The organism is Morganella psychrotolerans (assembly GCF_965118875.1).
Classification (GTDB): Bacteria; Pseudomonadota; Gammaproteobacteria; order Enterobacterales; family Enterobacteriaceae; genus Morganella; species Morganella psychrotolerans_C.
On sequence record NZ_CBCPJD010000024.1, the window covers coordinates 28,334 to 40,116 of the forward strand.

An 11,783-nucleotide genomic window follows, 5' to 3' on the forward strand; every position below is an offset into this window, starting at 1 on the left:
TGACGGCCTCGTTACGCTTGCGGCACCACCTGATCAAGCTGCTCACAGGCATCCGGGTAATCACAGCGTTCATCGATATCCTGCTGCAGAAATTTTGACATGTGCGGGAACCACTGAATCGCCATGTCCAGCATCGGATCACTGCCTGCGGCGTATGCACCGACATTAATCAGGTCTCGGTTGCGCTGATAGGCTGATGTCAGTTGTTTGAACCGCTGTATTTTCTTGTAATGGCTTTTTTCGATCAATTCAGTCATTGCACGGCTGATTGATGCTTCTATATCGATAGCAGGGTAGTGTCCGGATTCAGCCAGCGAGCGTGACAGCACGATATGGCCGTCAAGAATGGCCCGTGCGGAGTCAGCGATCGGGTCCTGCTGGTCATCGCCTTCGGTCAGGACAGTATAAAACGCCGTAATAGAGCCGCCGTTTTTTCCGTTACCCGCCCGTTCCACCAGCGCCGGTAATTTTGCGAATACAGACGGAGGATAGCCTTTCGTTGCCGGCGGTTCTCCGATGGCGAGCGCAATTTCGCGTTGTGCCATGCTGTAACGGGTCAGGGAATCCATAATCAGCAGTACATTGCGACCCAGATCACGGTAATACTCTGCGATACGGGTGGCATAAGATGCGCCCTGCATTCTCAGCAGAGGGGAGACATCTGCCGGTGCTGCGACGACAACGGCGCGTTTTAATCCTTCCGCGCCAAGAATATTTTCAATAAAATCTTTAACTTCGCGCCCGCGTTCGCCAATCAGTCCGACAACAATAATGTCTGCCTGAGTAAAGCGCGCCATCATTCCGAGCAGTACACTTTTACCGACACCGGAGCCGGCAAATAATCCCATCCGCTGCCCGCGTCCGACTGTCAGCAGAGCATTGATGGCCCGCACACCGACATCAAGTACGTCTTTGATCGGGCTGCGTTCCAGCGGATTAATCGGCGGGGTTATCAGCGGTGCACGGATTTTGGCTTCCAGCGGACCTTTGCCATCCAGCGGATTGCCGGACGCATCAAGGATACGCCCGAGCAGCTCATCACCCAGCGGCAACTGGCGGCTGGTTTGCCCGCCTGCACCGGTGGACTGTGCATAAACGCGCGCACCGGGGGCTATCCCTTCCAGTTCAGCCAGTGGCATCAGCAGCATGCGCGGGCCATTGAACCCGACCACTTCACAGATGACTTCTTCTGTTTTGCCGTTGATGATGCGTTCGATAAAACAGGTTGCACCGAGGGGCATTTTGATACCTTCGGCTTCCATCACCAGTCCGGTGATTTTAGTGAGCCGCCCGTAATGGCGGGTCATCGGCACGCCGCTCATCCGTTCATCCAGCCCGTCCAGCGCACCAATCCAGCGGCCAATCCGTGCCGTCATAATGAGATCTCCGGGGCATATAACCGGCACAGCTCCTGCCAGCGTGTAGCAACACTCATGTCGATTTCACCATCATCCGCCACCACGCGGCACCCGCCGGCATGAAGCTGCGGGTCCGGCACCAGCCGCCAGCCGTTCAGATTCAGCTGGGTGCTGAGATGTTGTTCCAGCATCTCAATATGTACCGGGTTTACCCGCAGTTCCGGCTGACCGGCAAACAGGGGTTTTTGTTTCAGAAGACGGCTTATCTCTTCCAGCAGCGCTGAGCCGTCACAGACAGCGGGCTGTCCGAGTACCTGCTTGGCGGCGGTCAGGGCAATCTGTAATAATTTTGTGGTGACCACACTGTCAAAGGTGTCCAGGGAATAGCTGAACTCAGACAGTAATTTCTGCCAGGATTCAGTAACCGGCTGCTGCTCTGCCAGTGCCTGCTGACGGCCTTGTTCCGACCCTTCCTGTAAACCCTGAGCAAAACCGGCGTCATACCCGGCTTTTTCGCCCAGCTCCTGACCGGTCTGAAAGCCGCTGCGCTGAGCTTCTTCTTTCAGATTGTCCAGCAGATTGATCTGCTCCAGGACTTCGCGCGGCTCCAGGCAGGGGATCTTAGGGGCATCCGGTTCCGGAACATCTGACAGGGCAGGGAGCACGGAGGAATTAAAATCCCACTGATTCAGTTCCCGCGGCTGCCAGCGTTTCCATTGCGGATTGTTATTTCCCTTATCAGACATAGACATCGTCACCACCACCAATCACTATTTCACCGGTTTCCATCAGGCGGCGGACCACCAGCAGAATGGATTTCTGTTCATTCTCAACCTGAGACATACGTACAGGTGAACGGGATTCCAGATCATCACGGACAATTTCTGCCGCACGGGTCGACATATTGCGCAGGAAGTGTTCGCGTAACTCTTCATTACAACCTTTCAGTGCAATAACCAGCGAGTCGTTGGCAACATCCTGAAGGATGCGCTGAATGCTGCGGTTGTCGACTTCGATAAGGTTTTCGAACAGGAACATTTCGTCGATAATACGTTGTGCCAGCTCGCCGTCGTAATCGCGCATTGCGCCGATAACACCTTCTTCCTGCTGACTTTTCATCAGGTTGATGATTTCGGCTGCGGTTCTTACGCCACCCATTTTGCTGCGCTTGAGATTCTGTCCGTCGAGCAGGTTATTGAGCACTTCGGTGAGTTCTGCCAGCGCTGCCGGCTGAACGCCGCCGAAGGTGGCAATACGCAGCATAATGTCATTGCGCTGACGTTCGTCGAATAATTCAAGCACATCGGCAGCCAGGTTGCGTTTTAAGTGAACCAGGATGGTGGCGATAATCTGCGGATGTTCGTCGCGGATAATATCGGCCACTGTCTGCGGCTCCATATAATTGAGGCTTTCAATACCGGATGCACTTTCGTGCTTCTCAAGAATATCTTCCAGCAGGCTGGCAGCTCTGTCTTCGCCCAGGGCTTTGATAAGGACGGAACGCAGATAATCATTTGTATTGATATTAAGTGCCGCGTACTGAATAGCCGCTTCCTCAAATTCAGTCAGGACTTCTGCCAGTTCGGCGTTAGAGACCTGGCGCATATTGGAAACCGCCATACTCAGTTGCTGAACTTCTTTGTTATTCAAGTGTTTAAAGACCTCTGCGGCCTGATCTTCACCGAGCGTCATCAGCATGACGGCGCTCTTTTCTGTTCCGCTTAAATTCATTGTGCTTTTCCTAACCACTGACTGATAACCATTGCCACAACCTGAGGATCTTTATCTGCCATTTCACGGATACGCTGACTCTGGATCTCTGCACTGACACGCTGACGGGTCAGGCGGCGACGGGTTTTCTCATCCATATCATCGCTGATGGTTTCATCAGCCACGAGCGGTGTTTTCATTTGTGTTGCTTTAAACAGACGGGCTTCGCTCTCAGCCTGCTGTGCTTTGCGGTAACGTTGCCATTGTGGCTTGATACCACGGCGCCACAGGAGCCAGCCAACCAGTAACAGAAGCAGAATTTTTCCGTAATCCAGAGCCTGTGCGATAATCACCGGATTGGTAAAGACGGAGTGTTCTTCTGTAACCTGACCTTCATCCGTAAAGCGGGAATTGGTGATGTTCAGACTGTCGCCGCGCGAAACGGAATAGCCCATTGCTTCACGGGTCAGCGATTCAATCTCTTTAAGCATCTCCGGCGGCAGCGGTTTCATCGCTTCTGTGCCGTCTTCCGCTTTCTGCGGCAGATAGTTAATGATGACCGCTACAGAGAGGCGATCGACCACACCAATCTGGCGCTGGGTATGGCTGATTTTGCGATCCACTTCGTAATTCGTGGTTTCATCGTTCTGCGAATTAATATTGGCATTACGGTTATTATCGGCACGCGGGGCTGTTTTGTTATCCTTCGCGTCTTTATTATCCGCTTTTGCTGTTTCTATCGGCGCAGCAGGTGCGCTGACCGGCTGGTTAGATAACGCACCCGGCACACCGCCCGGTCCGCCGTTACTGTTCTGCTGACTCTGGCTGCTCTGACGCGAACGGACTGCGCCGGTATCTGCCTGCTGATTAGGTTTGTACTCTTCAGCCGTTTGTTCGACTTTGGAATAATCCACCTGCGCGGTAACCTGAGCCTGAACATTGGCGCGACCGACCAGCGGGGAGAGTAAGTCTTCAATCCGCTGTTTGAGACGGGCTTCTGTTTCATTCGTCAGCTTCATCTGTGAAGTGCTGACAGATTGCTGGCTGTTATCATTATTTGTGAGCAGGCGTCCGGCCTGATCGACAATAATCACGTTGGCTGTTGTTAATCCGGAAACACTGCTGGAGACCATGTGGACAATGGCACTTATCTGACCTTCATCCAGCGCTCGTCCGGGAAGCAAACCAACGGTTACGGATGCGGTCGGGGATTTTTGTTCACGGACAAACAGGGTCGGTTTCGGAATGGCGAGGTGAACCCGCGCGGTCTGAACCGGACTGAGTGATTCAATTGTGCGGGAAAGTTCCCCTTCAAGGGCACGCTGATAATTAACCTGTTCGCTGAACTGGCTGATACCGAACTGCTCTTTATCCAGCAGCTCAAAGCCGGTATTGCCGCCTTTCGGTAAACCGGCCTGAGCCAGTTTAAGACGCAGTTCGTGGACTTTATCCGCAGGTACCAGAATGGCGCTGCCATTATCCGCGAGCTGATACGGCATATTCATTTGTGTCAGCTGACCGACAATATCACCGCCGTCTTTTGCACTCAGATTGCTGAGCAGCACGCGGTAATCCGGGCTTCGCATCCAGAGGAACAGTGCGACAATAATCGCAATTGCGGCAGCGCCCGCGACCATCAGCGGAACTTTCGGATCGGCCTTAATACGGTCAATAATCAGGGCTAATCCCTTTTTGTTATCTCCGGTGTCTTGTGATGCGGCACTCATAAACATTCCCTGCCTTGCAGATTTGACGGGTGAAAATAGTTTTGGCGAAACAACGTAATTTCCCTCTTTGTAACGTCACTTTTTTACGCTGCTATTATTCTCTGTGAATGACAAATCTAATGACGGAATCAGCCTGTGATTTAGGTGTTATTTACGGGCTTCAAGTTAAAAAGGGTGTGTTAGGGTAATGCGGCATAAGATATGACAGGTGTTTTTGCAGGAAAAAAAGCGCGCTGTGAAACTCAATAACCCGTAATAACAGAAGAGAAAAACATGACGATTCAGGCAATTGAAGGGGTTGTTTCCCAACTGAATGTAACGGCAGCACAGGCAGCAAACCATACCAAACCTGTGGTTGATGGCGTGGGCTTCGGTGACCATCTGGTTTCAGCCGTTAATCAGATTAATACCACGCGGATGAATTCTGAGAAAAAAGTGGAAGACTTTACCCTGGGTAAAGCGGATATTTCACTCAATGATGTCATGGTGGATATGCAAAAAGCCAGTCTGAGCCTGCAAATGGGTATTCAGGTGCGAAACAAGCTGGTTGCTGCATACCAGGAAATTATGTCAATGCCGGTGTGATGGCGTTAACTAATTGAAATTAATCTGATTTATTGCTTTTCATTACCAATGTGGGGCGCATAGGGGACAGATTGATTCAATTTTTGGTTCAGGAGCGAAATTTGCTCCTGGTCGTTCTCAGGCATCCGGGCACCATAAACATTATGGACCATCGCTGAAGAGGTGTGTCGGATCTTTAATTTACCCTGGTTTACCCGCAATCATAGAAATGTAAGAACCTTCCGTCACCGACAACCCTGCCTTTATCCGCATTACACAATACTCTCCACTACCGGGAATATATTCTCCAATAGTAAATATTACAACATTACCTTTTTATTGGTACAGGAGACCAGGTAATACTACGGTCGGAATATATTGCTTTCAATATCGTTTATAAAAATCAGCTGTATTGTTTTCACAATAAAATGGACCGCGGATTGACATTAAGACCGCTTAAACGAATTATTCATAGTAATGATATTTATTATGACAAACAGTGGCGGGGAAACATCATGCTGAAAATAGTGACGGCGGGTTTTATTTTTATCTCCTGCACCGCGGGCGCGGCGAGCTTTGATTGCGGGAAAGCGGCAACAACAGCGGAAAAACTGGTGTGTAACACGCCTTCTTTATCTCAGGCTGATGATGAATTATACGTGGATTATCTTCAGGCAAAACTGGTCACCGGAAACAGTGATGAATTTAAAAAAATCACCCGGATGAACAGAAAACTGAGGGAGAAAAATTGTGATACGGTTGAATGTCAGGCGCAGTGGTATCAGCGTTCAACAATATTATTTCGTAACTTAGCGGCAACAGGAAGTAATAACAGGCAGGTTTCCTGTTATAACGATGGTCAGCAGGTAAGTATAACGGGGGAAATGAAGCGGACGGTTTATCCCGGCCCGCCAAATTATGAAAGTATAGAAGACGGTGATGAACCTGAAATTTATTGGATACTGCATACACAAAAGGCGATGGCCTGTATGAATAACGCCCCGGAGTGGGGTGATAAAGATAAATTACAGCTGGTTATCTCAGGTGACTTTTATAATGAAAATAAACAATTACTGAATAAGCCAGTTGTTGTCAACGGTCAGTTAATGTATGCGGAAACAGGGCATCATCATACCCCTGTTCTGATTGTGGTGGATTCGGTTGCATTGAAGCAATGATATTGAACAGGAATAACTACTATAACATTATAAGAATAAATAGCATATTTGACCCGATGATAATATGCGGAGTACTAATAATTAGTGCCACCAAAAATAATAAAATACGCAGGTATTTATGTGCCACAACAGATGACAGCCACAATGCTATCAGAACTGAAATAAGTATAACGGGTAGTGGAATATACTTAAAAACAAAGAACATCATACTGGCTGATATCATTGGTAACCCGTCCGGAAGAGTGTCTGATGCCGTATGCAATAATGTCTGTTTCCCGGATAAATGCAACAGAACAGATAATTACAGAGATATCCTATTCTTGTTGTGACGGATAAGAACATGATTAAGGTGCATCGAAATAAATAGCTGTATTACTCGTTTTCAGGAGAGATCAATGCGTAAAATTATGACTGTATCTGCTGTTGCGTTAGTTTCTGCATTACTGGCAAGCCCGGCGTTTGCTGCAAAAACAGAAACCTATAATTGTGAAGGGCAAAAGATCAAAGTATCGTTCCCGGATGAAAAAACGGCAGTGATGTTATACAGCGATGAATTAATTGTTCTGAAAGAAGCTGTCGCGGCAAGCGGCGCCCGTTATGTCGGGGAAAACTTCCAGATTTGGTCGAAGGGAAAGAACGAGTTTAATTTAGCCTCTATTTCGGAAGATGATGCAGTTAATGGCCGGATCGCCGAAGATAAAGGTCGCACCTGTAAGCTGATCAAAAGTAAATAATATACCCTTATTCATTCAAACTGCAGGTTCGTTGGCTGCGCTCAACCAGCTGGGTCACATACTGATTTAAAGGTAAGTAAACAAATCTTTTACACCGTTATATAGCGCAGGGACGGAAAATCAACCGCCCCTGCTGATATTATTTATGGTCACGGCGGTACAGTGCCCATTCTTCAATTTTACTGCCGTCCGGTAATGTGCAATAACCAACCTGACCATCAGCCGTATCTTTTATATTAAGCGTGCCACCGGATTGTTCGCAATATACGGATGCGGGGTTTGCCATCCCTATTTTTTGCGAACTTTGCGGAGCAGACGAGCAGCCGGCTATAATACCGGCTGTTATCAGTAGAATTACGTTCTTCATCGGATGTATTTATTTCCTGTCTTTATCCAGTACGGTTAACAATTCATATCTGGCGGCCGGTGCATCAGCTGGTGGATTCGGGATATCGGTCACCTTTACCGCGATCCGGTATAAGTAGCCCGGCTCATAGGTAAATCCATCGATATTTTGATAGAAAAATTCCCACTCAGCATTTGGTTTTTCTTTTATTTTCATGCACTTCATTGGCGCAACACCAACACAGTCTGCCAACTGAGAATCAATATATAAAATTTTTGACGGAGCAGGGGTTTGGTCTGCTCTGTAGTTGTGGCTGCATCCGGCAAGTAATAAAAGAGCAGGGGCAAGAATATAAGCAGGTTTCATCAGCAATCCTTAGTAAGTAACGGGAAATCCGGTTCTGTATTTCTTTGACCATGGGAAAATCATATTAGTTCCGTGACGGCATACAGCCCGATTTTATTTCCGGATCTGGATTTGTCCTGCTGTTTCTGCCGGTGTTTTTTTGTTTACGGTATTATGAATCAACGGAAAACAAAATATGCCGGAATATTACAGCGCGGAACTCACAACGGGTTTATTCTATCAGGGCATTTACCTTAATTTAATTAATTTTTGTCGGGTAATTGTGAAATTCAGCCGGAAAACCTACACTATCAGTTATGCGTATTTATCCTGAGAGTAATCAATAAGTAGGTTATTATGACGGTGACAGATATTTTCTGGGTTGGGATCGGCGGCGGCAGTGGTTCATTGCTGCGCTGGTGGGTTGGAAAACTTGTCGGAGAACGTTATCACGGCCATTTTCCGCTGGGTACCTTTATTATTAATGTTTCCGGTGCGTTTATTATCGGTTTCTTAAGCACATTATTCGTTATTGACTGGCATGACCGCTTTGGTTCTTTTCTGCATGCGGCTATTTTAACCGGGATTTTGGGTGGATATACCACGTTCAGCAGTATGCAACTGGATGCGGCAAAACTTGCGAATACGCAGCAACGGATATTGGCATTCAGTTATTTACTGCTCAGTGTGACAGGCGGCTTATCCGCAGCCGCGCTGGGTATCTGGCTTGCGGCATGAGGAAGACAGCATGAATATGGTTATTCTGATTTTTGCCGGCGGGGCATTTGGTGCAATCTGCCGTGAATTACTGATGCTGGGTGTGCCATCATTAAGTGATGGTTTTCCCCTTGATATTCTGGCCGCAAATATTATTGCGTCTTTTTTGCTGGGAATTACAGCCGCATTATTGCAGCGCAATCGTATTAATCAATATGTGAATGCGCTCGTGGCGACGGGAATTATGGGTGGATTATCTACTTTCAGCAGTTTTGTGTACGGTGCATTTGAAATAATGTCATCACCGGAATTACTGTTGACGGGGGTAAGTTACCTTCTGGTGAGTATTGCCGGTGGTTTTCTGGCCGTGATGGCAGGGTTATTTTTAGGCAATCGCGTAAAACCCGGCACACAAAACGTGGCCGGGTAATAAAATTCCGGTCTGACGGAGGAACGACCCATCCGTCCGGAATAGGCCAGACGGTATTTTTGATTATTTTAATGTACAGTTCTGACCTGCAAAAGGTTATTCCATTGGCTTAATATTAATCGAATAATCCGGATCATTAAATTGCCCGTAACTTTTATTGATCACGCGTTGTTGATCCAACTGTTTTATTTCTTTGCTCAGATAGTTAAGGTGATCCTGCAAATAGGTTTTTGTTACCCGTTCATTCTCAATGATGGCTTGCAGTACTTCAACTAATTCGCCGGTGACCGGCTGTTCTTTTTCAAGTTCATGAGATATGTGCGTCAGATATTCAACAGCACTGACATAATCAGTTTCACGGGCAATTAATGAATCCCATTCACTGTTTTTTGCCAGGGTAACAAGTTCCTCACTCAGTACTAAAACATGGCTATATATATCGTGTAAATTAATGGTTGTTTGAATACTCACCTGGTTATCTTTCATCCACATTTGCCCCGATTTGTTGCCATGTTTCTGCGAGATCGGAAAGCAGTTGATAGACCTCTTTTATATAGGTCACGTTATTTTCGATATTAGCGTTAAGTAACCGCATAATCATGTAGTCATACAGTGAAGCCAGATTATGAGCCAATTCACCTCCCGCTTCATAATCCAGCGCCTGTTTTAAGCCATTATCGATAATATTAATGGCTTTAGACAGTTCTTTGCCCTTGGCGGCAATATCATTTTGCTCCATAAAGATTTCGCTGCGACGAAGGGCGCTGAGCGCCCCGTTAAACAAAATCCGGATCAACTGATATGGCGAGGCATTGGTAATTTCACTTTCAAGATTAACTTGTTGGTAAGCCTGATTTGCCTTGCGTTGATACATATTTTTAACCTAACATTTTGCCGAGTGCCTGGGTGGTACCGCTAAGGGTACTCATCATTTTATCCAGATTCTGAAACTGACGGCGGTATAAATCCATCGAGTTTTCAATCTGCTTGGTGGTTTGCTCGATACGTTTATCGATGCCTTTTTTCTTTTTCTCCAGACCATCAGTGGCATTGTGAATAGTGCCTTCACGGCTGTCTAATGTCTTTTTCAGGTAATTAAAGTTTTCAGTGGCAAAACCAGTTTTTTCACCGTCACCGGCGAAAAATTCTTTTACGCTGGACGAATTTTCGCCAAGTGCCTTATCCAGTTTTTTCGTATCAATTTCCAGCGTTCCGTCAAGCTTCTGCTTAATGCCGAGTTTATTCATGGTGTCTATTTCACCACTGCCGTTCGGAGTACGGATCTGGCCGCGCATCGTATTTTGAATACCACGCAAAGTAGAGTCGCCAATCAGCGGACCATTACTTTTATCAGCTGCTTTTCCGCTTTCGGTCTGAGTATATTTCGTCAGTTCACTGCTGAGTTTCTGATATTCGTTATAAGCATCCACCCATGCTTTGATCTTGTTCTTTGCCGGTTCAATATCCGTAGAAATAATCAGATGGTCTGCTTTACCGTTTTCACTCTCTTTTTTCAGGGTCAGTTTCAGACCGGGAAATTCATCTTTTACAACATTGGTGCTGGTTTCAATATCAAAACCATTGATATTCAGCCGCGCATTATTAGCGGCGACTTTTTGCTCCATATTACCGGATATATCGGTGACGTTAATCATGGGGCTTTTCGGGTCTGAAGAATCCAATGGCTCTTTTTTAACCCCTGAAGTGCAGTTCAGCATATCAGCAAGTTTAGTATCACCAGTGACATTCACACTGATACGGGAATCCACCCCTTCGGTTTTTGAGGTTAAAACCAGATGAAATTCATTATTGCTGTCTTTAACAACAGCGGCAGAAACCCCTTTATCCTTTTTATTGATAGCATCAGCGATTTCAATTAATGAGGTATGTTCCTGATCCAGCGTCACTTCAAAGACTTTTTTCGGGTCAGAGCCATCACCCTGGGTGATTTTAATGGTTCGTGTACCTGAACCATCACCGAGATTAGTTTTATTATCTGTCTGACCTGCGGTCGCAATAGTCTGTGCTTTGGCTAATTTATCCACACGCACATCATATACACCCGGTACGGCTTTACCGTCAGTTGAGACATCAAAGCTTTTGTATTCACCACTGACTTTGGTGGTACTGATATCGTCGTATTTTTTCAGGGCTTCCGCCGCTGATTTTAATTTTTCCAGTGAGGACTGTAACTTACCGAATGCACTAATCTGAGCATCACACGCTGTTTTTTGTGCAGCTAATGGTTCCAGACGGCGCATTTCTGCGGCTTCCAACATATCCAGCTGCTTATTGAGATCCATCCCTGCGCCAACTCCTAACGATGCTATGCCTGCCATGTGCTTCTCCTGAATTAAATTGGTTTTACATAGTTATCGGTTGGTTGCCGGAGAATTTTAGCGTTAACGACAAAAAATGATGGGACGAGTTGCGTAAAGAAAGCCGGTTTATTGTCTCTATTAAACAGATGCAGGTGAATTTTTGTTTTACAACAATCTCCGAACGTATAAAGAAGAAAAGAGGGATTTCGCTATGTGTTGGATTTAAATATCTAATATTGACAATACTATGACTTTTTATCTGTAAGTAAAATGAATTATTACCCGTTAATAGTATTACCCCCGCCACGGCGGAATAAAAATAATTCAGAGTATTTCATTCAAAAAAACAGGAT

Annotated in this window: 14 protein-coding genes; 5 read left to right on the forward strand and 9 right to left on the reverse strand. The window is 46.6% G+C overall.

Going from position 1 to position 11,783, the window contains the following annotated elements; genetic code table 11:
• Positions 1-11: 11 nt before the first annotated feature.
• The 4 genes from fliI to fliF are packed head-to-tail and all read right to left on the reverse strand — an operon-like array spanning position 12 to position 4,795.
• Positions 12-1,376 (reverse strand): flagellar protein export ATPase FliI, encoded by a 1,365-nt coding sequence (gene fliI / locus ACMHKJ_RS18310; RefSeq protein WP_413496201.1) that lies wholly within the window; start codon positions 1,374-1,376, stop codon positions 12-14.
• Positions 1,373-2,104 carry a flagellar assembly protein FliH gene (gene fliH, locus ACMHKJ_RS18315; RefSeq protein WP_413496220.1) on the reverse strand — a complete coding sequence of 244 codons (732 nt, stop codon included), beginning with the start codon at positions 2,102-2,104 and terminating at the stop codon, positions 1,373-1,375. The genes fliI and fliH overlap by 4 nt, the downstream gene beginning before the upstream one ends.
• Positions 2,097-3,089, reverse strand: coding sequence for a flagellar motor switch protein FliG (gene fliG / locus ACMHKJ_RS18320; protein WP_067361572.1), 993 nt, complete (start codon positions 3,087-3,089; stop codon positions 2,097-2,099). The genes fliH and fliG overlap by 8 nt, the downstream gene beginning before the upstream one ends.
• Entirely contained in the window at positions 3,086-4,795 is a 1,710-nt protein-coding gene (fliF, locus tag ACMHKJ_RS18325; RefSeq protein ID WP_413496203.1) for a flagellar basal-body MS-ring/collar protein FliF, read from the reverse strand. Before fliF ends, fliG begins: the two co-directional genes overlap by 4 nt.
• Before the next feature lie 273 nt (positions 4,796-5,068).
• On the opposite strand from fliF, the gene fliE reads away from it, so the two are divergent.
• The 3 genes from fliE to ACMHKJ_RS18340 all read left to right on the forward strand — a co-directional run bounded on the left by fliE (position 5,069) and on the right by ACMHKJ_RS18340 (position 7,271).
• Complete coding sequence (fliE, locus tag ACMHKJ_RS18330) at positions 5,069-5,380, forward strand: flagellar hook-basal body complex protein FliE (protein ID WP_413496205.1); 312 nt, start codon at positions 5,069-5,071, stop codon at positions 5,378-5,380.
• A gap of 494 nt (positions 5,381-5,874) precedes the next feature.
• Positions 5,875-6,537 (forward strand): DUF4431 domain-containing protein, encoded by a 663-nt coding sequence (locus ACMHKJ_RS18335; RefSeq protein ID WP_413496207.1) that lies wholly within the window; start codon positions 5,875-5,877, stop codon positions 6,535-6,537.
• A gap of 395 nt (positions 6,538-6,932) precedes the next feature.
• On the forward strand, positions 6,933-7,271 hold the full coding sequence (locus ACMHKJ_RS18340) for an MliC family protein (RefSeq protein ID WP_413496209.1): 339 nt from the start codon (positions 6,933-6,935) through the stop codon (positions 7,269-7,271).
• Between the two features lie 139 nt (positions 7,272-7,410).
• Here the strand turns inward: ACMHKJ_RS18340 and ACMHKJ_RS18345 are convergent, their stop codons facing one another.
• Together ACMHKJ_RS18345 and ACMHKJ_RS18350 are read right to left on the reverse strand one after the other, a co-directional pair.
• Positions 7,411-7,638, reverse strand: coding sequence for a putative hemolysin (locus ACMHKJ_RS18345; protein ID WP_413496211.1), 228 nt, complete (start codon positions 7,636-7,638; stop codon positions 7,411-7,413).
• Between the two features lie 9 nt (positions 7,639-7,647).
• A complete protein-coding gene (locus tag ACMHKJ_RS18350; RefSeq protein WP_413496213.1) occupies positions 7,648-7,983 on the reverse strand; it encodes a DUF4377 domain-containing protein in 336 nt (111 codons plus the stop codon).
• Between the two features lie 336 nt (positions 7,984-8,319).
• Here ACMHKJ_RS18350 and crcB point away from each other — a divergent pair, with 336 nt between their 5' ends.
• Together crcB and ACMHKJ_RS18360 are read left to right on the forward strand one after the other, a co-directional pair.
• Positions 8,320-8,700 carry a fluoride efflux transporter CrcB gene (gene crcB / locus ACMHKJ_RS18355; protein ID WP_413496214.1) on the forward strand — a complete coding sequence of 127 codons (381 nt, stop codon included), beginning with the start codon at positions 8,320-8,322 and terminating at the stop codon, positions 8,698-8,700.
• 10 nt (positions 8,701-8,710) lie between these two features.
• On the forward strand, positions 8,711-9,109 hold the full coding sequence (locus tag ACMHKJ_RS18360) for a CrcB family protein (protein WP_413496216.1): 399 nt from the start codon (positions 8,711-8,713) through the stop codon (positions 9,107-9,109).
• A 96-nt stretch (positions 9,110-9,205) separates the two neighbouring features.
• Here the strand turns inward: ACMHKJ_RS18360 and fliT are convergent, their stop codons facing one another.
• The 3 genes from fliT to fliD are packed head-to-tail and all read right to left on the reverse strand — an operon-like array spanning position 9,206 to position 11,448.
• Positions 9,206-9,595, reverse strand: a complete 390-nt coding sequence (gene fliT / locus ACMHKJ_RS18365) for a flagellar protein FliT (RefSeq protein ID WP_067402251.1) — start codon at positions 9,593-9,595, stop codon at positions 9,206-9,208.
• Positions 9,585-9,983 carry a flagellar export chaperone FliS gene (gene fliS / locus ACMHKJ_RS18370; RefSeq protein ID WP_067361623.1) on the reverse strand — a complete coding sequence of 133 codons (399 nt, stop codon included), beginning with the start codon at positions 9,981-9,983 and terminating at the stop codon, positions 9,585-9,587. Before fliS ends, fliT begins: the two co-directional genes overlap by 11 nt.
• A gap of 4 nt (positions 9,984-9,987) precedes the next feature.
• Positions 9,988-11,448 carry a flagellar filament capping protein FliD gene (fliD, locus tag ACMHKJ_RS18375; RefSeq protein WP_413496218.1) on the reverse strand — a complete coding sequence of 487 codons (1,461 nt, stop codon included), beginning with the start codon at positions 11,446-11,448 and terminating at the stop codon, positions 9,988-9,990.
• Positions 11,449-11,783: the final 335 nt, after the last annotated feature.

What these genes read in the sequence shown, in the direction of transcription:
- fliI (WP_413496201.1), bottom strand. Translation starts at nt 1,376, where the DNA reads ATGACGGCACGGATTGGCCGCTGGATTGGTGCGCTGGACGGGCTGGAT.
- fliH (WP_413496220.1), bottom strand. Translation starts at nt 2,104, where the DNA reads ATGTCTGATAAGGGAAATAACAATCCGCAATGGAAACGCTGGCAGCCG.
- fliG (WP_067361572.1), bottom strand. Translation starts at nt 3,089, where the DNA reads ATGAATTTAAGCGGAACAGAAAAGAGCGCCGTCATGCTGATGACGCTC.
- fliF (WP_413496203.1), bottom strand. Translation starts at nt 4,795, where the DNA reads ATGAGTGCCGCATCACAAGACACCGGAGATAACAAAAAGGGATTAGCC.
- fliE (WP_413496205.1), top strand. Translation starts at nt 5,069, where the DNA reads ATGACGATTCAGGCAATTGAAGGGGTTGTTTCCCAACTGAATGTAACG.
- ACMHKJ_RS18335 (WP_413496207.1), top strand. Translation starts at nt 5,875, where the DNA reads ATGCTGAAAATAGTGACGGCGGGTTTTATTTTTATCTCCTGCACCGCG.
- ACMHKJ_RS18340 (WP_413496209.1), top strand. Translation starts at nt 6,933, where the DNA reads ATGCGTAAAATTATGACTGTATCTGCTGTTGCGTTAGTTTCTGCATTA.
- ACMHKJ_RS18345 (WP_413496211.1), bottom strand. Translation starts at nt 7,638, where the DNA reads ATGAAGAACGTAATTCTACTGATAACAGCCGGTATTATAGCCGGCTGC.
- ACMHKJ_RS18350 (WP_413496213.1), bottom strand. Translation starts at nt 7,983, where the DNA reads ATGAAACCTGCTTATATTCTTGCCCCTGCTCTTTTATTACTTGCCGGA.
- crcB (WP_413496214.1), top strand. Translation starts at nt 8,320, where the DNA reads ATGACGGTGACAGATATTTTCTGGGTTGGGATCGGCGGCGGCAGTGGT.
- ACMHKJ_RS18360 (WP_413496216.1), top strand. Translation starts at nt 8,711, where the DNA reads ATGAATATGGTTATTCTGATTTTTGCCGGCGGGGCATTTGGTGCAATC.
- fliT (WP_067402251.1), bottom strand. Translation starts at nt 9,595, where the DNA reads ATGAAAGATAACCAGGTGAGTATTCAAACAACCATTAATTTACACGAT.
- fliS (WP_067361623.1), bottom strand. Translation starts at nt 9,983, where the DNA reads ATGTATCAACGCAAGGCAAATCAGGCTTACCAACAAGTTAATCTTGAA.
- fliD (WP_413496218.1), bottom strand. Translation starts at nt 11,448, where the DNA reads ATGGCAGGCATAGCATCGTTAGGAGTTGGCGCAGGGATGGATCTCAAT.